The 21,254-nt window shown below is 60.7% G+C and carries 18 protein-coding genes and 2 tRNA genes; 18 read left to right on the top strand and 2 right to left on the bottom strand.

What is annotated here, in order from left to right; all coding sequences use genetic code 11:
• Positions 1 to 127: 127 nt before the first annotated feature.
• Positions 128 to 997, top strand: a complete 870-nt coding sequence (locus tag ACVWYF_RS12980) for a hypothetical protein (protein ID WP_457068608.1) — start codon at positions 128 to 130, stop codon at positions 995 to 997.
• Positions 998 to 999: 2 nt separating this feature from the next.
• Positions 1,000 to 1,926 (top strand): lysophospholipid acyltransferase family protein, encoded by a 927-nt coding sequence (locus ACVWYF_RS12975; RefSeq protein ID WP_457068606.1) that lies wholly within the window; start codon positions 1,000 to 1,002, stop codon positions 1,924 to 1,926.
• 104 nt (positions 1,927 to 2,030) lie between these two features.
• On the opposite strand, the gene ACVWYF_RS12970 is transcribed toward ACVWYF_RS12975, so the two are convergent.
• Positions 2,031 to 2,663, bottom strand: coding sequence for an L-threonylcarbamoyladenylate synthase (locus tag ACVWYF_RS12970; protein WP_457068604.1), 633 nt, complete (start codon positions 2,661 to 2,663; stop codon positions 2,031 to 2,033).
• A gap of 205 nt (positions 2,664 to 2,868) precedes the next feature.
• Between ACVWYF_RS12970 and mltG the strand changes: the two genes are divergently transcribed.
• The 16 genes from mltG (at position 2,869) to ACVWYF_RS12890 (ending at position 19,588) form a co-directional block, all read left to right on the top strand.
• Positions 2,869 to 3,951 (top strand): endolytic transglycosylase MltG, encoded by a 1,083-nt coding sequence (mltG, locus tag ACVWYF_RS12965; protein ID WP_457068602.1) that lies wholly within the window; start codon positions 2,869 to 2,871, stop codon positions 3,949 to 3,951.
• Between the two features lie 53 nt (positions 3,952 to 4,004).
• Complete coding sequence (locus tag ACVWYF_RS12960) at positions 4,005 to 4,421, top strand: acyl-CoA thioesterase (RefSeq protein ID WP_457068600.1); 417 nt, start codon at positions 4,005 to 4,007, stop codon at positions 4,419 to 4,421.
• A gap of 53 nt (positions 4,422 to 4,474) precedes the next feature.
• A complete protein-coding gene (locus ACVWYF_RS12955) occupies positions 4,475 to 5,455 on the top strand; it encodes a YihY/virulence factor BrkB family protein (RefSeq protein ID WP_457068598.1) in 981 nt (326 codons plus the stop codon).
• A gap of 113 nt (positions 5,456 to 5,568) precedes the next feature.
• Positions 5,569 to 5,655: transfer RNA gene (locus ACVWYF_RS12950), tRNA-Ser, on the top strand.
• 73 nt (positions 5,656 to 5,728) lie between these two features.
• Positions 5,729 to 5,813: transfer RNA gene (locus ACVWYF_RS12945), tRNA-Ser, on the top strand.
• A gap of 442 nt (positions 5,814 to 6,255) precedes the next feature.
• Complete coding sequence (locus tag ACVWYF_RS12940) at positions 6,256 to 6,834, top strand: RNA polymerase sigma factor (RefSeq protein ID WP_457068596.1); 579 nt, start codon at positions 6,256 to 6,258, stop codon at positions 6,832 to 6,834.
• A 171-nt stretch (positions 6,835 to 7,005) separates the two neighbouring features.
• Complete coding sequence (locus ACVWYF_RS12935; RefSeq protein ID WP_457068594.1) at positions 7,006 to 8,070, top strand: FecR family protein; 1,065 nt, start codon at positions 7,006 to 7,008, stop codon at positions 8,068 to 8,070.
• A 58-nt stretch (positions 8,071 to 8,128) separates the two neighbouring features.
• Positions 8,129 to 11,599: a SusC/RagA family TonB-linked outer membrane protein gene (locus ACVWYF_RS12930; RefSeq protein ID WP_457068592.1), complete on the top strand. Its 3,471-nt coding sequence runs from the start codon at positions 8,129 to 8,131 to the stop codon at positions 11,597 to 11,599.
• A 21-nt stretch (positions 11,600 to 11,620) separates the two neighbouring features.
• The gene (locus ACVWYF_RS12925) at positions 11,621 to 13,123 is read left to right on the top strand and encodes a RagB/SusD family nutrient uptake outer membrane protein (protein WP_457068590.1); all 1,503 of its coding nucleotides are present in this window, start codon (positions 11,621 to 11,623) and stop codon (positions 13,121 to 13,123) included.
• A 56-nt stretch (positions 13,124 to 13,179) separates the two neighbouring features.
• Positions 13,180 to 14,280, top strand: coding sequence for a LamG domain-containing protein (locus tag ACVWYF_RS12920; protein WP_457068588.1), 1,101 nt, complete (start codon positions 13,180 to 13,182; stop codon positions 14,278 to 14,280).
• Positions 14,281 to 14,371: 91 nt separating this feature from the next.
• Positions 14,372 to 15,583, top strand: coding sequence for a glycoside hydrolase family 130 protein (locus ACVWYF_RS12915; protein WP_457068586.1), 1,212 nt, complete (start codon positions 14,372 to 14,374; stop codon positions 15,581 to 15,583).
• A 93-nt stretch (positions 15,584 to 15,676) separates the two neighbouring features.
• Complete coding sequence (gene fucP / locus ACVWYF_RS12910) at positions 15,677 to 16,960, top strand: L-fucose:H+ symporter permease (protein WP_457068584.1); 1,284 nt, start codon at positions 15,677 to 15,679, stop codon at positions 16,958 to 16,960.
• 96 nt (positions 16,961 to 17,056) lie between these two features.
• Positions 17,057 to 17,986: an ROK family protein gene (locus ACVWYF_RS12905; protein ID WP_457068582.1), complete on the top strand. Its 930-nt coding sequence runs from the start codon at positions 17,057 to 17,059 to the stop codon at positions 17,984 to 17,986.
• Between the two features lie 43 nt (positions 17,987 to 18,029).
• A complete protein-coding gene (locus tag ACVWYF_RS12900; protein ID WP_457068580.1) occupies positions 18,030 to 18,530 on the top strand; it encodes a phosphoheptose isomerase in 501 nt (166 codons plus the stop codon).
• A 57-nt stretch (positions 18,531 to 18,587) separates the two neighbouring features.
• Positions 18,588 to 19,070, top strand: a complete 483-nt coding sequence (locus tag ACVWYF_RS12895) for a hypothetical protein (RefSeq protein WP_457068578.1) — start codon at positions 18,588 to 18,590, stop codon at positions 19,068 to 19,070.
• 200 nt (positions 19,071 to 19,270) lie between these two features.
• Positions 19,271 to 19,588: a hypothetical protein gene (locus ACVWYF_RS12890; protein ID WP_457068576.1), complete on the top strand. Its 318-nt coding sequence runs from the start codon at positions 19,271 to 19,273 to the stop codon at positions 19,586 to 19,588.
• Positions 19,589 to 19,785: 197 nt separating this feature from the next.
• On the opposite strand, the gene ACVWYF_RS12885 is transcribed toward ACVWYF_RS12890, so the two are convergent.
• A complete protein-coding gene (locus tag ACVWYF_RS12885) occupies positions 19,786 to 21,018 on the bottom strand; it encodes an isocitrate dehydrogenase (NADP(+)) (protein WP_457068574.1) in 1,233 nt (410 codons plus the stop codon).
• Positions 21,019 to 21,254 lie beyond the last annotated feature (236 nt).

Below are 21,254 nucleotides of genomic sequence, written 5' to 3'. Positions count from 1 at the left end.
AAGCATCGCTACCGCTTTGTTGAATCGTCTTGATTACTGATGCGGTAGAGATACTTCGGCAAGCTCAGCATGACGTTCTGTTGTTCTGCTATCTCTGCTCCACACTCCTCCGCCGTACTTTTGCCCCATGCGCTACCTCCTGACTTTACTCGTTGCCCTCACCACGCTGGCCGCTCAGGCCGGCCCGCCGCAGCTGCTGCTCGACGTGGCCCGTTTTCGCAACCTGAACAAAGTGGAAAAGGGAGCCGAAGTGGAAATATATGTGACCGTGCCCACGCAGTTGCTCATGTACCGGCAGCGGGCTCCCAAGGCATTTCAGTCGTCGGCCCTCGTCACGCTCGACATTCTGAAAGCCGACGGCACCTCCGCTTATCATGAAGTCATCACGCTGAAGCCGCCGGTGCTCACCGACACCACCATCGCCATCAAAAACCCGCAGAGCTTCCTCAAGCGCATCATGCTACCCGATGGTAAATACACCCTGCGCGGCACCGTGAAGGACCAATACCGCACCACGGGTAGCGAAACCACCGTCGAAAAGCCGCTGGTGCTGGAAGCGCCCGCCGGCCCGTTTCTGACCGATGTGGTGTTGCTTTCGCGCCCCGCCGCCCGCAGCGGGGGCGACGATAATTTTGCCCGGGGCGGCTACCGCCTCACCCGTGCGCCCGGCGGCAGCTACGGCCGGGGCGCGGATAACGTCTTCTTCTATACCGAATTGCACAACGCGCCCGTGGGTCAGGCACTGCGCGTACACTATCACCTCACCACGCCCGACGGCTCGGCGGCCGACGCTGATGCCACTCTCACGCCCCAAAGTGGCCGTCCCACCAGCATCGCCGGGCAGCTGCCAATGGGGCCGCTGCCCGATGGCCCGTTCACGCTGTTTGTGGAAGTGTACGGCGGCCCCGGCAACAAGACGCTGCTGGCCGGCCACCGCGCCGTTGGCGAGCACTCCGCCGCCGAATACGCGCCCGCCGGGGCCGCCGTGCCCCGCTAAGCATGGCCACGAAAGGAAATACGGCCACCACCGGCCGGCCCTACGCCTGGTACTTCGAGCCGCTGTGGTGGCTGCTGCTGGGCCTGGCGCGCCTGCCGCTGGCGGTGCTGTATGTAGTTGCGGAGGGTATTTATTTTCTGCTGGCCTACGTGGTGCGCTACCGCTGGCGCGTGGTTACGGAAAACCTGCGCAACTCTTTCCCGGAGAAAACGCCGGCCGAAATCGAGCGTACCGGCAAGGCGTTCTACCGGCATTTTGCTCAAGTGGTAGTCGAAATTCTGAAGCTGGCCGCCATTTCGCCCACAGACCTAGCCCGGCGCATGCGCTTCACCAACCCGGAGTTGATGACGAATCATTTTGCTGAAAGCCGGTTCGTGCTCTCCCTGGGCTCGCACATGGGCAACTGGGAGTGGATTTTGAACGGCGCGGCACTGGAGTTTCCCGGCCGGGCCGCCGGCGTGTACAAGCCGCTGAATAATCTGTTTTTTGAAACCCTGATGCGCCGACTGCGCACCCGCTTCGGGGCCGATGCTGTGCCCATGCTGGCCACGCTACGTTATTTGGTGGCCCACCGGGGCGAAGGCCGCACCCTCAGTCTGCTTACCGACCAGGCGGCCGGCCCCGAAGACAAACCCTACTGGACCAATTTCCTGCATCAGGACACCAGCTTTTATACCAGCGCCGACCGCCTGGCCGTGCAGCTCGATTGCGCCGTGCTTTACGTGGGCATCCGCCGCGTGCGGCGCGGCTACTACGAAGTCACCTTCACCGAGCTGCCCGATGGCCGGGCCACGAAAGGCGCGCCCGCCGGCACATTCCCCATCACCGAAGCCTTCGCCCGGCAGCTGGAAAAGGACATGCGCGCCTCGCCCGAGCAGTATTTGTGGACGCACCGCCGCTGGAAGCACAAAAGGAAGGTTGAGTCTTGAGGGCGGGATGCCGGGACTGATTTATCTTGGTTCGGCCCACAAAAAAACCGGCCTGTGCGGGCCGGTTTTTTTATTTTGGAAGTGGCTGGGTCAACCCAAGCCTTTTACAAATACTGCTCAATGTCGCCCGCGCCCTGGCGCACCAGCTCGAACTCGTCGTTGGTGCAGTCGATGATGGTGCTGGGGACGTTGCCGCCGAAGCCGCCGTCAATCACGAGGTCCACCAGCAGGCGGTATTTCTCGAAAATCAGGTCTGGGTCGGTCACGTACTCGTCGATAGTATTTTCGTCCTCGCGCACCGAGGTGCTCACGATGGGATTGCCGAGCTCCTTCACCAGCTGGCGGATAATCTGGTTATCCGGCACGCGGATGCCCACGGTTTTGCGCTTGGTGCCGCCGAAGCGGGGCGCGTTGGCGCTGGCCTCAAAAATAAACGTGAATGGGCCAGGCAGCGCCTTTTTGATGACTTTGTAGGTTTCCGTGGTGATGCCGTGGGCGTAGTCGGAAATATGCGACAGGTCGTAGCAGATGAAGCTCAGGTTGGCCTTTTCGGGAAAGAGCTTTTTGATGCGGCAGACTTTTTCTACGGCTTTGGCATTGGTCACGTCGCAGCCGATGCCATAGACCGTATCGGTGGGGTAAATAATGACTCCCCCCTTACGCAATACGTCAACGGCTTGCTGAATGCGGCTCTGCGGCGGATTTTCGGGATGGATGCGGAGAAGGGTGGCGGGCATGGATACGGCTGATGGTTAATAAATTAGAGACGTAATGCGGTGGCGCGGCGGCCACGGCCTTCGGCGGCGGGCAACCCGCCGGGCCAAAGGCGCGGGCAAGGTACTACGTCCGGCCGAAACGAAACAACTCCAACGCCGCCCGCGCCTTCCGGTTGCCGCCCTTCGTACTTTTGGCGCCGCTCCCCCGATTCCCTTTTTAACTCCCATGTCCCAACCCGCCAAAAAGTCGGCCATCGAATACCGCGACCAAGCCCTGAAGCGCCGCCGCCGCTGGGCCACCGTGAGCGTCGTTTTCACGCTCGCGCTGGTCTGCTTCTCCTACTATTTCTACCAGGTGTTCTTCACCGCCAACATCGAAACAAAGGGCAAGCCGACCTACGTCATCGTGCATCGCGGCGACGACTGGCAGGCCGCTCTGAAAACCATCGATGCCACCGGCACCGTGGTTGATAAGCTCTCGCTGCACTTTGTGGCCAAGCTTATGAAGTACCCGGCCCACGTCAAGCCCGGCCGCTACGAGCTGAAGGACGGATTCACCAATCGCCAGCTCATCAACGTGTTGAAGGCCGGTATCCAGTCGCCGCTTAAGCTCACGTTCACCAACGTGCGCCTGCGCCGCGAGCTGGCCGACAAGCTCTCGACCCAGATTGACGCCCGGCCCGCCACCATCGACTCGCTGCTGGCCAGCCCCAGTTACACCCGCAGCCTGGGCTTTGACACCACTACCGTGCTCAGCATGTTCATTCCGAACACCTACGAGCTATACTGGAACACCACGGCCACCAACCTCATGCAGCGCATGAAAAAGGAGTACGAGAAGTTCTGGACTCCCGCCCGCGACGCCGAGCGCGAAAAGCTGCACCTCACCCGCGCCCAGGTGAGCACCCTGGCCAGCATTGTGGAAGCCGAGCAGCAGCAGCACGCCGACGAGCGTCCCCGCATCGCCGGCGTCTACCTCAACCGTCTCAAGCGCGGCATGAAGCTGCAGGCCGACCCCACCGTGGTGTACGCCAACCGCGACTTCACCATCAAGCGCGTGCTCAACGTGCATCTGCAAAAGGACTCGCCCTACAACACCTACAAGTACGCCGGCCTGCCGCCCGGCCCCATCAACCTGCCCAGCATCGCCAGCATCGACGCGGTGCTGAAACCGGAGAGCAACAACTACCTCTACTTCTGCGCCAAGGAAGATTTCAGCGGCTACCACGCCTTCGCTACGAATGAGAAGGAGCACATTATGAACGCGCGGCGCTACCAGGCGGCTTTAAATAGAGCAGGCATCAAATAAAGAGAACGTCATGCTTCGACCGCCCAGCATGACGTTCTGTTAAGGTAAAAGGTATGTATTCTTCCGACACCCAAATCCGCGTGCGCTACGCCGAAACCGACCAGATGGGCTACGTCTACTACGGCAACTACGCGGCGTACTTCGAGGTGGCGCGTACCGAGGCCTTCCGCGACCTGGGCTTCTCGTACAAGGCCCTTGAGGCCACCGGCATAGGAATGCCGGTAGTGGAGATGGGCACCCGGTTTCGCCGCCCCGCCCGCTACGACGACCTGCTCACGGTGCGCCTGCTGATTCGGAAACCCGCCCGGGGGGCCAGCGTGTTGTTCGAATACGAAGTGTACAACGAAGCCCAGGAACTGCTCACCGAAGGCCACACCCTGATGGTGTTCATGCGCTTGGCCATCGGGCGGCCCGTGCCGGTGCCCGCCGAGGTAACTGAAAAGCTGGCCCCGTACTTTGCGGGAAGTTGAAGCTGCCGGAAATCAGTCCGAAAGTATTCTCTTGCTCACTGCTCACTGACTAAGTGAAAGCTCCCGCCGCCATTCGCCGTGCCCGTTTCCCCGATGTGCGCCAGCAACGGCCGTACCGGCGCGTCATTGTGGGCCTGAAGCGGCTGCGGCTGCCCGGCGGCCATGCCTCGCTCTACGACGTGCTTGACCGCATCCTGCACGAGCTGCGGCTCGACTCGCTGGAGAAGCGCGCCGCCTACATGGCTTTCAACCTCACGGTGGCGCTGTTCCCGACCATTATTTTCCTGTTTACGCTCATTCCGTATATCCCCGTGCCGAACCTGAACGTGGACATTCTCCAGTTCCTGGCCGATTTTATGCCCCGCGAGCTGTACGCTGCCACCGCCTCCACCATCGAGGACATCGTGAACATCCCGCACGGCGGCCTGCTCTCCTTCGGTTTCGGTACCGCACTGGTGCTCAGCTCCAACGGCATCATGGCCCTGCTCGATGCCTTCGAAAAAAAATACCCGTGGTTCAAGCATCGCAGCTACCTGCGCAAGCGCATGATTGCCACGGCGTTAACATTTGTATTGGCGCTGATTCTGCTGCTGTCCATCGCGGGCATCTTCTTCGGCACTTACCTCATCGATGGGCTGGTGTTCTATGAAATCGTGCCCGAGCGGTTCACCGATTTGGTGCTTACGCTCATCCGCTACGGCTCATTGCTGGGGCTGTTTCTGAGCACCACCTGCGTGATTTACTACTTCGTGCCGCCCGTTCATGATAAGTGGCCGCTGGTGTCGGTCGGGGCCATTGTGGCCACGCTGCTCATTTTTCTGGTGTCTTTTCTGTTCACGCTTTACGTTCGGATTTTCGATTCCTACAACCATTTCTACGGCTCCATCGGGGCGCTGGTGGGCTTCATGGTCTGGCTCGAATTTGTGTGCATGACCCTGATTATCGGGTTTGAGGTGAACGTGAGCATGGATGCCGTGACCGGCCGCCGCCGCAAGATGCTGGAAGAGCAACTGAAAGGGAAGAATGAAAAATGAGGAATTGGTTTTGAGGGCGATAGAAGAAAATTCAAGAAAAATTCTCCATTCCTCATTCTTCATTCCTCATTCCTTTCTACTTTTGCACTCCCCAATCACTCGGGGAACCTTATAGAGAGGTGGCAGAGTGGTCGAATGCGACGGTTTCGAAAACCGTTATACCGGCAACGGTATCGGGGGTTCGAATCCCCCCTTCTCTACAAAAGGCTTTTTCTGCGCTGGAAAAAGCCTTTTTTGTTGCTTTACCAACCACAGCGCACGAGTAGTATACCCAGAGAGCTGGCAGAGTGGTCGATTGCGGCGGTCTTGAAAACCGCTGACTGTAACAGGTCCGGGGGTTCGAATCCCTCGCTCTCTACTCAAGCAAAAACCCCATTTCCGAGCCAGGAATGGGGTTTTTGCTTTTTGGCTGACTGGTTAGGGGATAACCGACAACCGATAATCGTGGCAACGGGCTTGAGCCACACCGCCGCCTCCCCGACGGCCCCCAGGTCGGCGCTTCCCGGCTCTTATGCTATGCAGAAGGCGGGCGGCTGGTTAGGCCGCGTACCATGCCGAAAGGGAAATCCCGGTTCGGGTGGTTGAAGCGCCCGGCAAAGCGCAAGGCCGATTATCCGGCCCAATTGTATAGCTGTAGCGGCACGAAATAATTAGTCCCACCTTAGTACATATTTTAGTGGCGCGTGCGCTTTTGAATAAGAGGCTGTTTGCGTTAGCTGGCCACGGGGCAGAGACGCATCTTTGCCGCTTTTGTACTTAATTCAAACAGCTTCCAGATAACCCCCAATTCCTTGCCGACGGTGACCGAAGAGAATAGCGCGGAGCTTTGGAACGCCTTTCGAGGGGGAGAGGCCCGCGCCCTGGCTATACTGTTCGAAACCTACTACGATGCGCTGTACCACTATGGCCTGAAGCTGACCGGCGACGAGGAACTGGTGAAAGACTGCATCCAGAATCTGTTTCAAAAGCTGTGGCGGCGGCGGGAGGGGCTGCGGGCCGTACAGGTGGTGAAGGCGTACTTATTCAAGGCGTTGCGCCGGCATCTGGGCGACGAAACCAAGCTGCTGCGGCAGCACCGCCACCTGCTGCCCACCTACACCGACTCGTTCGAGGTGACGTATTCGCACGAGGAATTCCTGATTGCCCAGCAGGGTGACGCCGAGCAAAGCGCCCGGCTGCTGGCCGCCCTCAACAAGCTTTCGAAGCGGCAGCGCGAGGCCTTATACCTGAAATTTTTTGATGGGTTTTCCTACGAGCGCATCGCCGAGGTGATGTCGTTGAATACGCAATCAGTCAGAAACCTGGTTTTCAATGCTTTGCAAACATTGCGCAAGATGATGGTACTGGCTTTGATGCTGGTTTTGATGCTGGCAAAGTAATCCGGGCAGCCTCCTAAAATCCGGAGAATAAGGGGCGTCGAAATTTTTTTTTGGTGGGGATGAGTATAAACGGCCACATCGGCCGTGATGGAGATGAATGGGGCTGCCCGCGACTACCCGCCCGGCAGCAAAAAGCGGCACTGAGCCGCTGCCCCGCTCAACCATCTGCTTATGAAATACGCCGCTTACTCGACCGAGGATTTTTTGGCTGACGAGTCGTTTCAATCGTTTGTGATTGGGCACGACGCTGACGCTGTGCAGTTCTGGCGCGCCTGGATTGTGCAGCACCCGGCTAAGCAGTCCGAGTTTGATGAAGCCGTGGCAGTGCTGCAACTGCTGGCCACTCGCCAGCCGCAGCCCCTGCCCGAGGCCCTGAAAAAGGAAGAAGCCGCCAAGCTGTGGCATGCCATGCACCCGCCGGTGGTGCCCCGCGCCCAGCCAGCGCTGCGCGTGGGCCGGCGCGCCCGGCGCTGGGCCGGCGCGGCCGTGGCGGCTTTAGCGCTGGGCTTCGCCGGCGTGGGCCTTTGGCAACATGCTACACCCACCGCTCCGGCCTGGACCAGCTACACAACCCACGCCGGCGAGCACCGCGAGGTAACGCTGCCCGACGGCTCCCGCGTGACCCTGAACGCCAACTCGGTGCTGAAGCTGGCTACCACCTGGCAGCCGGGCCACGCCCGCGAAGTATGGCTGGCGGGGGAGGCGTTTTTTGCCGTGCGCCACACGGCCCCGGCGCGGCTGAAAGCAGTGGCTGCCGCCCCGGCCAACGTGAAATTCACGGTGCATGCCGGGCCGCTCGACGTGGCCGTGCTGGGCACGCAGTTCGACGTGCTGAACCGGCCGGGCCAGGCCAAAGTGGTGCTAAAATCGGGCCAGGTGCAGCTGCGGCACCAGCACGCCGGCCGCACCGAGGAAGTGCTGATGAAGCCCGGCGAGTTGGTGGAATACCGCCCCGCTGCCCCGCAGGCCCCCCTGGCCAAGCGGGTAGTGAACCCCACGCTGTACGCCGCCTGGACCACCGGGCACCTGGATTTCAACGATACGCCGGTAGCCGAGATTATTACGCTGCTGGAAGACACCTACGGCCTCGAAATCACGGTGGGCAACCCGGCCCTGCGCCAGCAGAAGCTCACCGGCTCGGTGCCCAACCACGACGTGGACGTGCTGCTAAATGCCTTTAGCAAGTCGTTGGATGTGAGTGTGCGCCGCGAGGGCAACCACGTCTGGCTCAACTGATTTTGCGGCTCTGCTGCCTTTGCCTTCGTTCTATTCTCCGCCTCTAGAATTCCCACCTATGGCACTTTTTACTCATTCGCTAAAGCTGCTGCCGCTATTGCTGGCCGGTAGTCTTAGCACCGCCCACGCGCAGGCGCAGCGCCCGCTCATGGCCATGCTCAAAGCCCCGCAACAGCCGGAGCCGGCGGCTGGCCGGACGACTGTTCGGAGTACTTCGCTGGAAAGCCTGTTGCAGGAAATGAAGACGGTGCATCATGCCTACTTCCTGTACCGCAGCGAGTTGGTTCGGGATAAGGTCGTTAACCTTGATGCGATGACGTTTCGCAGCTGGGAGGAAAAGCTGACTTATGCCGTGACCGTGAGTGGCCTGCGTATCGAGAAGACGGACCGCAATATGTACGTCATCTCGATGCCCAAGCTTTCCGCCCCCAACCTGCAATCGATTGGGGGCAACAACGGACCCAGTGCGTCCAACTGGGAAACGGCCGGGGCCACGAGCCCCCAGGCCGTAACGGTACGCGGCCAGGTGACTGGCCCCGACAAAGCGCCCATTCCCGGCGTGACGGTACTGGTGAAAAACACGACCAACGGCACCACCACCGATGCCGACGGCAACTTCACCCTCAGCCTGCCCGATGCGGATGCCACACTGGTAATTTCGGCCATTGGCTTTGTGACGCAGGAAGTGGCCCTGCAAGGCCGCACCACGGTGAATGTGGCCATGCAAACCGACGTGAAGGCGCTGGAAGAAGTGGTGGTGCTGGGTTACACCAGCCAGAAAAAATCCGACGTAACAGTAGCCGTGTCGCAGATTGACCAGCGCGACATCAACAGCATTCCGGTGACGGGCGTGGCCCAAATTATGCAGGGCAAGGCGGCCGGGGTGGCCATCACGCAGGCCACCGGCGCGCCGGGCGAGAATATTTCCGTGCGAATTCGGGGCGTGGGTACCATTAATGATAATGACCCGCTCTACATCATTGATGGGGTGCCGACCAAGGACGGCATCAACCAGATTTCGCCCAATGATATCGAGAGCATCAACATTCTGAAGGATGCGGCGGCGGCAGCCACTTATGGCGCGCGCGCCTCCAACGGGGTGGTGATTGTGACCACCAAGCGCGGCAAAACCGGCAAGCCCCGCCTGACCCTGAGCGCCTACACGGGCGTGCAAACGGCGTCGAACCTCATCAAAATGGCCAACACCGGCCAGTACGTGAACGCCTACAACGTGGCGGCGAAAAACGACGGCCGCGACCAGATTCCGGCCGCGCTGGCCGCCACCCTGCCCGATGTGAACTGGCTGAAAGAAGTGCTGAAGCCGGCCCAGCAGTACAACGTGCAGGCCGACGTGAGCGGCGGTGGCGATAACTCGCAGTACATCGTGTCCGGCAGCTACCTAAAGCAGGATGGTCTGATTCAGAACTCGTCGTACGACCGGTACAATCTGCGCACGGCGGTGAACAGCACGCTGTCGAAATACGTGAAGGTGGGCACCAACGCCAACCTGTCGTACTCGAAAACCCGGCAGGTGGGTACCTCGGGCGACGGTTTTGGCGATGGCAACCCGGGGGCCAGTGTGGTGCGCTACGCCCTGTTCCGGACGCCGGCCACGCCGGTTTATAACGACCAGGGCCAGTTCGTGGACTTGCCCAAGCTGCCCGATGGCACCAGCGGCGCGGCCTTTTTCGGCGATGGCATCAACCCGGTGGCGCTGGCCGATGCGGCCGACCGCAATTTCTACCGCTACGCGCTGCTGGGCAATGCCTACGTGGAAATCACGCCCATCGAGCGGCTGCACATTCGCTCCGACTACGGTGTGACGTTCCGCATCACCGATTTCAAGCAGTTTTTCAAGACGTTCGGCATCGACCGGGCTTTCAACTCGCCGCCGCAGCTGGGGCAGTCCAACACCAACGAATTCAACTACAACTGGACCAACACCGCTACTTACGACCTGCTGCTGGGCAAGCACACCTTCAACTTCCTGCTGGGTACTGAGGCCATTAAGAACAACGTGCGGTCACTGTCGGCTTCGCGGCGCGGCTACGTGGACCAGACCCCCAATTTTCAGTACCTGGACAGCGGCACCGGCATTCAGCAGAACGGCGGCAACGAGGCGCACAGCGCGCTGCTGTCGGCCTTTGGGCGGCTGGGCTACGACTACGAAGGGCGCTACTTGGCCAGCTTCAACTTCCGCACCGACGGCTCTTCGCAGTTCCTGCCCGGCAACCGGACGCAGACGTTCTTTTCGGGCTCGCTGGGCTGGAACATCATGCAGGAAAGCTTCATGAGCAACCTCGCGGTGCTGTCGCAGCTGAAGCTGCGGGCCAGCGTGGGCCAGCTGGGCAACTCGGCCATCGGCAACTACCCGTATGCCTCGCTGGTGGGCAGCACGGGCTATTATCCCTTCGGCGGCACCTCTACATTGGGGCTGAGCATCGTGTCGAAGGGCAACCCGCTTATTCGCTGGGAAACCAGCACGCAGTCGGACGTGGGCCTCGACGTGGGCCTGCTGAAAGGCGCGCTGCAGCTCACGGTGGATTACTTCGTGAAGAATACCTCGCGGGTGCTGCTCAACCTGCCGCTGCCCAGCAGCGCCGGCAACGCGGGCAACCCGCCCAGTAACGCCGGCAACATCCGCAACCAGGGCCTGGAAGTGGAGCTGAGCTACCGCAACAGCATCGGCAAGGACTGGAGCTATGGGGTGACCGGCAACATGGCCACGCTGCGCAACGAGGTGATTTCGCTGGGGCAGGCCCAACCCATCGTGGGCGGGCGCATCGACAACAACTACTACGCCACGCTTACGGCGGTGGGCCAGCCGGTAGGCGCGTTCTACCTGCTCCAAACCGACGGCATTTTTCAGAACGCCCAGGAGGTGTTCACCCACGCCTACCAGGGGCCGGGCGTGCAGCCGGGCGACGTGAAATTTAAGGACCTCAGCGGGCCGGACGGCGTGCCCGATGGCGTGATTGATGGTTACGACCGCACCTTCGTGGGCAGCCCGATTCCGACGCTGACGTACGGCCTGACCGGCAACGTGCGCTGGAAAAGCATCGATTTGAGCGTGTTCTTCCAAGGGATTCACGGCAACAAGATTTACAACCAAGTCAACACCGACATCGAGGGCTTCTACCGGGCCTTCAACCTGACCGAGCGCGCCGCCACCAACTACTGGACCGGCGAGGGCAGCACCAGCCAGTTCCCGCGCCTGTCCTGGACCGGCGCTACCAACAACAAGCAGCCCTCCAACCGCTACCTGGAGGACGGCTCCTACCTGCGCCTCAAGAACGTGCAGCTTGGCTACACCTTCGGCGACAAGCTGCTTGCGCCGCTACACATCTCGTCGGTGCGCTTCTACGCCAGCGTGCAGAACCTGCTCACTTTCACCAAGTACACCGGCCTCGACCCCGAGCAGGGCACCAACAGCAACTCACTCGGCGACGGTGTGCGGGCCACCGGCATCGACTTCGGGACTTACCCCTCGGCGCGCACCTTCACGGTGGGCGTAAACGCGGGCTTCTAACCACTTGGCAAGCACCTCATCATGAAATTCCCACCCATTGCCGCCGCCCTGCTCGCCACGCTGGCTCTTGCCACGGCGGGTTGCCAGAAGTTTCTGGACCAGCCCGTGCTGGGGCAGTACGAAGCCGGCGAGTTCTTCACCTCGAACACCAACGCCGTGCTGGCCGTGAACGCCGCCTACGTGCCCCTCTCGTTCCGCGACGCGGCCTCGAACCCGCTGTGGGTGCTGGGCGACGTGGCTTCGGATGATGCCGTGAAAGGCAGCAACCCCGGCGACCAAGCCGATTTCGAGAACATCGACAACTTCAACATCACGCCCACCAACGCGGCCGTGGAAGCCATGTGGAAGCGCTATTACGACGGCGTTTTTAAGTGCAACGTAGTAACCGACGGCCTGCCTGCCACCAACGCTGCCGTGAGCGCCGACGTGCGCCAGCAGGTGCTGGGCCAGGCGCAGTTTCTGCGAGCCTACTACTATTTCCAGCTCACCACGATATACGGCCGGATTCCGCTACGCCTGAAAGTGGAAACGCCCGAGGAGCTGCAAAGCCCCGCCCGCGACCAGGCCGACATCTACGCCCAGATTGAGTTGGACTGCGCCGCCGCCGCCGCCGCCCTGCCCAATGCCTGGACCGGGGCCGACCTCGGCCGCGCCACCAAGGGTGCAGCCTTGGCGCTGCTGGCCAAAACTTACTTGTATGAGAAGAAATACGCGCTGGCCGCCAGCACTGCCCAACAGGTAACGGCGCTGGGCTACACCCTGCTGCCGGTGCAGGCCGACAACTTCCGGGCCGCCACCAAGAACAACGCCGAGAGCATTTTCTCGGTGCAGCACACCGCCGGCCTCAGCCCCGGCCAGGGCAACAACCTGAACCAGTGGTTTGCCCCGCGCCAGCAAAACGGCTACGGCTTCTTCTATCCCACCAAAAGCTTGGTCAACAACTTCGAGACGACCCCGGCCGGCGTGGTCGACCCGCGCCTGGATTACGCGGTGGGCCGGGCCGGGCAGTCGTTTTTCGGAATTCCGTTCGATACCACCTGGAGCACCACGGGCTTCCTCTCGAAGAAGCACTTGCAGCCGCTGAGCGAAGTGCCCGCCACCACCAAAGGCGATGGCAACCTGAACTACCAGGCCATCCGCTACGCCGAAGTGCTGCTCATCGAGGCCGAGGCCGATAATGAGGCCGGCCAGAGCGCCGCTGCCCTCATTCCGCTCAATAAGGTGCGCAAGCGGGCCCGCGAAAGCTACCTCAACGACCGCACCCTGGTGGGCTTCGGCACGGTGCCGGCCGGCCTGTTGCCCGACATCACCACCACCGACCAGAACCAGCTACGCGACTACATCCGTCGCGAGCGTCGCGCCGAGCTGGCGCTTGAATTTCAGCGCTTTTTCGACGTCATCCGCTACGGAGAGGCCTACGCGCGGGCCGCTTTGAGCAACCAGCCCAACTTCAGCTACGCCCGCCATAAGTTTTTTCCGGTGCCGCAGAGCGAGCGCGATACTAACAAAAAACTGGGTCTGTAGCCTCGATTTCAGCCTTTTTCTTGTTTCCCAATCTTCACTTTTTTCAAAACCCCACCATGAAAAACCAGAAATTTTATTTGTTCGTCTTCGCCTGGCTGCTGTTTGGCGCGATGGCCGTAATGTCGTCGTGCTCGAAAAGCAGCGATTCGCCGGCGACGCCGACCGTGAATGCCGATAAAACCAAGCTCACGGCCCTGATTGACTCGGTGAATACCGTGTACACGGCCGCCGTAGAAGGCACCAAGCCCGGTACCTACGCCGCCGGCTCGAAGGCCACGCTGAAAACGTCCATCGACCTGGCCACCACCACCAAAGCCGACGCCGCTGCCGCCCAGGCCACCGTGAACACCGCCGAAGCCAGCCTGCGCCGCGCCGCCAAAGTGTTCCAGAACAGCCTGATTCAGGAAGTGTCGGCTGCCAACCTAGTGGCCCAGTGGAAGTTCGCCGGTAATGCCAACGATGCCACAGCTAACGGCAACAATGGCACGTTGAAAGCCGGCACCATCAACGGGCCAACCTCGACCGCAACGGTGAAAGTAGCGGCCGTGGGCACCGTAATGCCGCAGTCGGTACCCGACCGGTTTGGCCGCGCCGGCCAGGCGTATGAGTTCAACAGCGGTGCATACATCGAGGTGCCCTACAAACTGACGCTCAACCCGCAGGCCATCACCATCAGTGCCTGGGTGAAGCGCATCGACAACAATTCCGACAACTACATCGTGTCGCTGAACCGCTGGACCAGCTATAAATTCCAGCTGCAGGATTTCGGCAAGCCTTTTCTCACGGTGAATACGTCGGGTGGTATTGCCAACAAGGATTCGGAGTCTGGTATTGTGCCGCTGAATACCTGGACACACGTTGCTACTTCCTACGTGAGTGGAACCATGAAATTCTACGTTAACGGAGCGCTAGTAAAAACCTGGACCGATGTGACGGGAGCAATGGCAGCCGCGCCGCAACCGGTGCCGCTTTGCATTGGCCAGCAGCTACCCAACAGCATCTACAACAGTTCTCCGACCGGTAGCCAAGCTGCCGACTACTTCCAGTTCTACGGCGAGTCTTTTTTCAAAGGACAAATGGATGATATCCGCATCTACAACCGCGCCCTGACTGACGCCGAGGTGCAGTCCATCTTCACCATCGAAAACACGCTGTAATCGGCGCGTTGGCTGCTTTTTGGTCTCCCACCGTTCCATTCGTCGGAATGGTGGGAGATTTTTTTATCCGCTTCCTACTTCCCGCAACCGTATGACTCGCTCCGATTTTTCGCCCACCCGCCGCCTGGCCGGCAGCGCCGCCACGTTGGCCCTGGCCCTGCTGCTGGGTTGCAACGGCACCGACCGCAGCACCCCCGCCGTGGCCGACACACCTGCCGCTGCCGGCCCCGACAGCTGGCAACTGCTCGACTTCGTGAAAGCCGACACCGACAACCCCATCATGGGGCCGAGCCCGGTGGGCCAGTTCACCGACCCCATCCTCCAGAAGCCCATTAAGTGGGAGGAGAAGGACGTGTTCAACCCCGCCGTGGTGGTGAAGGACGGCAAAGTATTCATGCTGTACCGAGCCGAAAACCTGGTGACGCCCTCTGTGGGCAAAACCTCACGCATCGGCCTGGCCAGCAGCACCGACGGCATCCACTTCACCCGCATGGCCACGCCCGTGCTGCACCCCGACAACGACGCGCAGAAAAAGTGGGAGTGGCCCGGCGGCACCGAAGACCCCCGCGTGGTGCAGGACGACCAAGGCACCTACTACATGACCTACACCGCCTACGACGGCAACAAGGCCCGCCTGCACATTGCCACCAGTACCGACCTGCTGACCTGGACCAAGTACGGCAACGTGTTTGCCCAGTTCAGCGGCGGCCGCTACGTGGACAAGTGGACCAAATCGGGCTCCATCGTGTCGCGCTACGAGGAGGATGGCCGCATTGTGGCCACCAAAATCAACGGCAAATACTGGATGTACTGGGGCGATGCCCAAATCTGGCTGGCCTCCAGCGATGACCTCATCCACTGGACGCCCGTGGAGATGGCCCCCGGCGAAAAGCCGCCCGTGCCATTGCGCGCCCAGGCCCTCACCATGCCCGATTTGAAAATCGTGCTGCCCACCCGCGAAGGCAAGTTCGACAGCGACCTCGTGGAATCCGGCCCGCCGGCCATGATTACCGACCAGGGCATCCGCCTGATTTACAACAGCCGCAACGAACCCTCGTTCGGCGACAAAAACCTGCCCGTGGGCACCTATTCGGCCGCCCAGGCGCTGTTCGACAAAAATGACCCCAGCAAGCTGCTCAAGCGCATGGACAACTACTTCATGCGCCCAGAAAAGCCCTACGAAACCACCGGCCAGGTAAATCAGGTGGTTTTCCTCGAAGGCCTGGCCCGTTTCAAGTCGAAGTGGTTCATGTACTACGGCACCGCCGATTCGAAGATTGCCGTGGCGGCACGGCCGCAGTAGTTCCGCTAACAAATCCAGTACGGTCATGCTGAGCGCAGCCGAAGCATGACCGTTCGTTTCCTCACTTCCTTCCTCCCCAACCCAATCCCACCCATGCAAACCACTGCGGCCATCAGCGCCCTCGAAAAGGTCCCGTTCACCGAACGTAAATACATCCCGACGCTGGTGTTCGTTTCGTCGCTGTTTATGCTCTGGGCCATTGCCATCACAATGGGCGACGTGCTGAACAAGCATTTCCAAAACGTGCTCAGCGTGAGCAAGGCGCAGTCGGGACTGGTGCAGTTTTCCATTTTCGGGGCGTATGCCGTGATGGGCATTCCGGCCGGCCTGTTCATGAAGCGCTTCGGCTACAAACGCGGCGTGCAGCTGGGGCTGGGGCTGTATGCGCTGGGAGCCTTCCTGTTTGTACCGGCGGCCAATGCCAGCTCATTCACGTTTTTCCGGGGGGCGCTGTTCATTCTGGCCTGCGGGCTGGCCACGCTGGAGGCGGTAGCGCACCCCTTCATGGCTGCCCTGGGGCCGGAAAAAACCAGCGACCAGCGCCTGAACTTCGCGCAGTCGTTCAACGGCCTGGGCGCGGTTATTGGGCCGCTGTTGGGCAGCTACTTCATTCTGAGCGGCGAAAACTCGCACGTCGCCGGCGACCTCACTTCGGTGAAAAGCCTGTACCTGGCCATTGGCAGCGTCATTCTGATTATTGCCGTGGCCTTTTCCTTCGTGAAAGTGCCGGCCTTGCAGGACGCGCACGCCGCCCCAGTACTGGCCGAATCCGAAGCCGGTTTCTACTCCGGTACGGCCGAGGAAGTGCCGCAGGCCCAGGGCCTGTTCAGCCACCGCCACTTCAAGTGGGCCTGGCTGGCGCAGTTTCTGAACGTGGCAGCGCAGGGCGGCACCTGGGCTTTTTTCATCAACTACGGGGTCGAAAAGATGCACTTCACCGATAAAGTAGCGGCCGGCTACTTCTCCCTTTTCATGGTACTGATGATGAGCGGGCGCTTCGTGGGCACCTTCCTCATGCGCTACATCGCGCCCAACCGGTTGCTGGCTGCCTTCGCGCTGGCCAACGTGCTCATGTGCCTCGTCGTGGCCCAAAGCTGGGGCTGGCCTTCGTTCATCGCCCTGCTGCTGATTAACTTCTTCTTCAGCATCATGTTCCCCACCATTTTCTCGCTGGGCATCAAGGAGCTGGGGGCGCAGACGCAGCAGGCCTCCTCCGTCCTGGTGATGGCCGTGGCCGGTGGCGCGTTTTTCCCCTACCTCATGGGCAAAATCGCCAACCACGACATCGCGGCGGCCTACTACCTGCCCATCATCTGCTACGCCTTCATCGCCTTGTTCGGGGCGCGGCTCTACAAGGTGGCGCACAAGGGAAGCTGAAGCGCGGCTGCTGAGCGGTTAGAAAGCTAGTGAAACAGCTGGCAACCCTTTTAAAATTGATTTTCAGCCTGCTGCAAGGGCTTTTTCGCAATCTGCATGAACAGTTTTGAACGCGACTCAACGCTCTGGGGCCTCGACCTGGGAGGGACCAAAATTGAGGGCGTCGTCCTCAAATCGGCGCAGGAACCGGAAGTGCTTTTCCGCGCCCGGATGCCCACCGGTGCCGATAAGGGCTACGACCACGTCCTGAACCAGATTAAGGAGCTGGTGGGCCACATGGAGCAATCCGTGGGCCGCAAAGCCACCAGCCTGGGGCTGGCCACGCCCGGCACGCTGGTGCCCCGCACCGGGCTGATGAAAAACAGCAATGCCCTCTGCCTCAATGGTAAGCCGATGAAGGCCGACCTGGAAAAACTGCTCGGTACCCGCATCGAAATGGCCAACGACGCCAACTGCTTCGCCCTGGCCGAAACCCGTCTGGGCGTGGTGAAGCAGCAGTTTCCCCATGCCAAAGTGGTGTTCGGCATCATTCTGGGCACGGGCGTGGGCGGTGGGCTCGTGGTAAACGGCCACGCGTTGGAGGGCTTCCACGGCCTGGCCGGCGAGTGGGGCCACAACTTCCTGGACGAAGTGGAAGGCCCGCTCTGCTACTGCGGCAAAACCGGCTGCAACGAAAGCATCCTGGCCGGCCCGGCCCTGCAGCGCTACTACGCCAGCCTCACCGGCCAGTCCCGCTCCCTGAAGGAAATAAGCGAGCGCGCCGCCGCCGGCCTCGACTCCGCCGCCGAAGCCACCATGCAGCGGCTAATGAGCTACTTTGGCCGGGCGCTGGCCACGGTGGTCAACATCGTTGACCCCGACGTCATCGTCATCGGTGGGGGCGTGGGCAACATCGACCGCCTCTACACCGAGGGCGTGCGCCAGGTGGCTCCCTACGTGTTCGACCATGTGTTTGAAGCCCCGGTGGTGAAGCCCCAACTGGGCGACAGCGCCGGCGTATTTGGCGCGGCCTACCTTGTGGCGTAGGCCGGCAGCCGTTTTTTCCTCGTCTTTTATTCCCAATCGCCAAATGGAGAACCCAACCAAGCAGGAAATATTTCGACAAACCGCCGCCCACCTGGCGGAACAGGGTTTCAGCATCGCCGCACGGGATGAAAACCGGCCCTGGGGCGGTTTTTTTGTCATTGATGAAGCCCAGGCTCAGGCATTTGCCGACACTTATTTTGAGGGTTTATCGGCTGATTCGCTGCGCATTGCCGGCAAGCTCAGTCCCAAAATCCTGGTGGTGGCCCCTGAGCAGCGCCTGAGCTGGCAGTACCACCACCGCCGGGCCGAAATCTGGCAGGTGGTGCAGGGCCCCGTGGGCGTGGCCACCAGCGACGACGACGAGCAGGGCGATGTGAAAACCTACCAGGCCGGCGAGCGCATCGCGCTCCGGCGGGGCGAGCGGCACCGGCTGGTGGGCCTGCACGGCTGGGGCATCTTGGCCGAAATCTGGCAGCACACCGACGCCGGCTGGCCTTCCGATGAAGGCGATATTGTGCGGGTGCAGGACGACTTCGGGCGCTAGCGGCGGTGGCCCGGCGGCCGGAGTACCTTTGCCGTTCCCTCATTCCAGCAAATCCCGATGAACGGTACCGAACCGGCCAGCCCCAGCGCTTTCGACAAAGCCCGCACCGGGCTCTGGACCAACCTCCAAAAGCACCTGGCCACGGTGTACGCGGCCGAAACTGCCTTTGTCAAGGCCGTGGCTTTTACCGATAGTTTCCCTTTTCCGGCCTCGGCGGCCAGCGAGGAGCAGCTGCACGATTATGAGCAGCAGCGCCGTACCCTGCGCGACCTGTTCACCGACGAAACCACGCAGCTCGATACCCTCGTTAAAGCCATCCGGCTCAAAAATTACGCCGAGGATGAGAAGAAGCAGCTGTACCTGCTGCTGCTGGGCTACATGGACATTGCCGCCACCATATTTGCGCGCTTGCACACCCAGGTGCCCACCCGCCAGCCCAAAGACGAGGACCTGGAGGAAACCACCGACCGGTTTGCCCGGGTCCAGAAGTTCGCCCGGCTCAACATCAAAGGAATTGCGGGCTTATTGGGCGGATTCTGAGGCGAGTCGTGAGGGAAGTTGGTCGGCATCCTCGCCGGCTTGGTCGACGGTTGAGAGGGGAGGATTTGAGATAAGTCATTGTGAGGTAGTTGATTGTTGAAAACGTGGGTTTTGCCTGTTTCTGGCCTTGGCACAGCACTTGCGTTTGGAGAGACAGACGCCGTCACACTCTCCATTCACTCTTCAAATTTCTCTTCGTTATGAAATCCTCCCTGCTTTCGCTCCTCGCCACCAGCCTGCTCTTCGTTGCCACCGCCGCCTCGGCCGCTCCCGCTTTCGACCACGACAAAGACCCGCGCCGCCTGTCGCCCATTGAGCGCTCCCGCTACGAAGCCGCCCAGCGCCAACAGGAACAGCACCGCATCGCCCTGGAACGCGCCCGCGCCGAAGCTAACCAACGCCGCCTGGAGCAGGACCGCGCCCGCCTCGCCGCCCAGCGCGAAGCTGCCGAGCGCGCCCGCTGGGAAGCCCAGCACCGCAGCAGCCGCGACCGTAGCTATGGCTACAACCACCGCTAATCAAGCCCGCTTAACTTTTGATTCAGCCCCGGATTCCGCAAGAGGTCCGGGGCTGTTCCGTTTGCTCCGGTCCGACCGGTTGCCGTAAGGGTGAAATCGTTGTTGCTTCAACCTGTTGGACCGGCGCTGCCGTTTGCCACAAAAAAATCCCCGCCGGTTCGGCGGGGATTTTTCTTTTCAGCAAGGCAAAGTCAGGCTTACTTGGCCAGCTTGGCTTTCAGGTTTTCGTCCAGCGCTTCCAGGAATTCCTCGGTGTAGAGGTAGTCGCGGCCGTGCTCCACTTTGTTGCCGTGGATGCAGACGGCCAGGTCCTTGGTCATCTTGCCGCTTTCCACGGTTTCGATGCACACGGCTTCCAGCGCGTGGCAGAAGTCGATGAGTTCCTGGTTGCCGTCGAGCTTGCCGCGGAACTCTAGGCCCCGCGTCCAGGCGAAAATTGACGCAATCGGGTTGGTCGAAGTCGGTTTGCCCTTCTGGTGGTCGCGGTAGTGGCGCGTCACGGTGCCGTGGGCGGCTTCGGCCTCCATCACGGTGCCGTCGGGGGTGATGAGCACGGAAGTCATCAGGCCGAGCGAGCCGAAGCCCTGGGCCACAGTGTCGCTCTGCACGTCGCCGTCGTAGTTTTTGCAGGCCCACACAAAGTTGCCGTGCCATTTCAGGGCCGAGGCCACCATGTCGTCAATCAGGCGGTGCTCGTAGGTGATGCCGGCTTCCTTGAACTTGGCGGTGTAGTCCTGCTCGTAAATCTCCTGGAAGATGTCCTTGAAGCGGCCATCGTACTTCTTCAGGATGGTGTTTTTGGTGCTCAGGTACAGCGGCCAGCCTTTGCTCAGAGCCTGGTTGAAGCAGGCGTGGGCGAAGCCGCGAATGCTTTCGTCGGTGTTGTACATGGCCAGGGCCACGCCGTCGCTTTTGAAGTTATACACCTCAAACGACTGCGTATCACCGCCATCTTCGGGCTGGAACGTGATGGTGAGCTTGCCCTTGCCCTTGGTCACGAAATCGGTGGCACGGTACTGGTCGCCGAAGGCGTGGCGGCCAATGCAAATGGGCGCGGTCCAGTTCGGCACTAGGCGGGGCACGTTGCTCATCACAATGGGCTCGCGGAACACCGTGCCGTCCAGGATGTTGCGGATGGTGCCATTGGGCGATTTCCACATCTGCTTCAGGCCAAATTCGGCCACGCGCTCCTCGTCGGGGGTGATGGTGGCGCACTTGATGCCCACGCCGTACTGCTTGATGGCGTTGGCCGAGTCGATGGTAACCTGGTCGTTGGTCTCGTCGCGGTACTCGATGCCGAGGTCGTAATACTTGATATCGAGCTCCAGATAGGGGAGGATTAGCTTGTCCTTGATGAACTTCCAGATGATGCGCGTCATCTCGTCGCCATCGAGCTCTACTACGGGGTTGGCTACTTTAATTTTGGTCATTTCCGCTACAGGTTTATCGTTTGATTTAGGGCAATGTGTACGCTGGCTTTTCCAGTTCGATAACAAATTAAGGGAGGAAAGTGGGGTAGTGCAGCACCGGTGGTTCGCAAGTGGCTTTGGAAGGGGCGCTGCAGCGTGGTTTTTGGGGTTTTAGCCACTTCCGGGATTTCAAATTTGGTGTTGGGAAGCTTATTTTCTCTTTATTCGCACAATCGTTTGTGTGAATGATTAATTTC

Source organism: Hymenobacter sp. UYAg731 (assembly GCF_054061335.1).
This window is presented reverse-complemented; position numbering and strand designations above follow the sequence as displayed.

Coding starts and splice junctions, on each gene's coding strand:
- ACVWYF_RS12885 (WP_457068574.1), bottom strand. CDS start 21,018: ATGACCAAAATTAAAGTAGCCAACCCCGTAGTAGAGCTCGATGGCGAC.
- ACVWYF_RS12960 (WP_457068600.1), top strand. CDS start 4,005: ATGTATTCTTCCGACACCCAAATCCGCGTGCGCTACGCCGAAACCGAC.
- fucP (WP_457068584.1), top strand. CDS start 15,677: ATGCAAACCACTGCGGCCATCAGCGCCCTCGAAAAGGTCCCGTTCACC.
- mltG (WP_457068602.1), top strand. CDS start 2,869: ATGTCCCAACCCGCCAAAAAGTCGGCCATCGAATACCGCGACCAAGCC.
- ACVWYF_RS12920 (WP_457068588.1), top strand. CDS start 13,180: ATGAAAAACCAGAAATTTTATTTGTTCGTCTTCGCCTGGCTGCTGTTT.
- ACVWYF_RS12905 (WP_457068582.1), top strand. CDS start 17,057: ATGAACAGTTTTGAACGCGACTCAACGCTCTGGGGCCTCGACCTGGGA.
- ACVWYF_RS12975 (WP_457068606.1), top strand. CDS start 1,000: ATGGCCACGAAAGGAAATACGGCCACCACCGGCCGGCCCTACGCCTGG.
- ACVWYF_RS12980 (WP_457068608.1), top strand. CDS start 128: ATGCGCTACCTCCTGACTTTACTCGTTGCCCTCACCACGCTGGCCGCT.
- ACVWYF_RS12930 (WP_457068592.1), top strand. CDS start 8,129: ATGGCACTTTTTACTCATTCGCTAAAGCTGCTGCCGCTATTGCTGGCC.
- ACVWYF_RS12970 (WP_457068604.1), bottom strand. CDS start 2,663: ATGCCCGCCACCCTTCTCCGCATCCATCCCGAAAATCCGCCGCAGAGC.
- ACVWYF_RS12900 (WP_457068580.1), top strand. CDS start 18,030: ATGGAGAACCCAACCAAGCAGGAAATATTTCGACAAACCGCCGCCCAC.
- ACVWYF_RS12890 (WP_457068576.1), top strand. CDS start 19,271: ATGAAATCCTCCCTGCTTTCGCTCCTCGCCACCAGCCTGCTCTTCGTT.
- ACVWYF_RS12925 (WP_457068590.1), top strand. CDS start 11,621: ATGAAATTCCCACCCATTGCCGCCGCCCTGCTCGCCACGCTGGCTCTT.
- ACVWYF_RS12915 (WP_457068586.1), top strand. CDS start 14,372: ATGACTCGCTCCGATTTTTCGCCCACCCGCCGCCTGGCCGGCAGCGCC.
- ACVWYF_RS12935 (WP_457068594.1), top strand. CDS start 7,006: ATGAAATACGCCGCTTACTCGACCGAGGATTTTTTGGCTGACGAGTCG.
- ACVWYF_RS12895 (WP_457068578.1), top strand. CDS start 18,588: ATGAACGGTACCGAACCGGCCAGCCCCAGCGCTTTCGACAAAGCCCGC.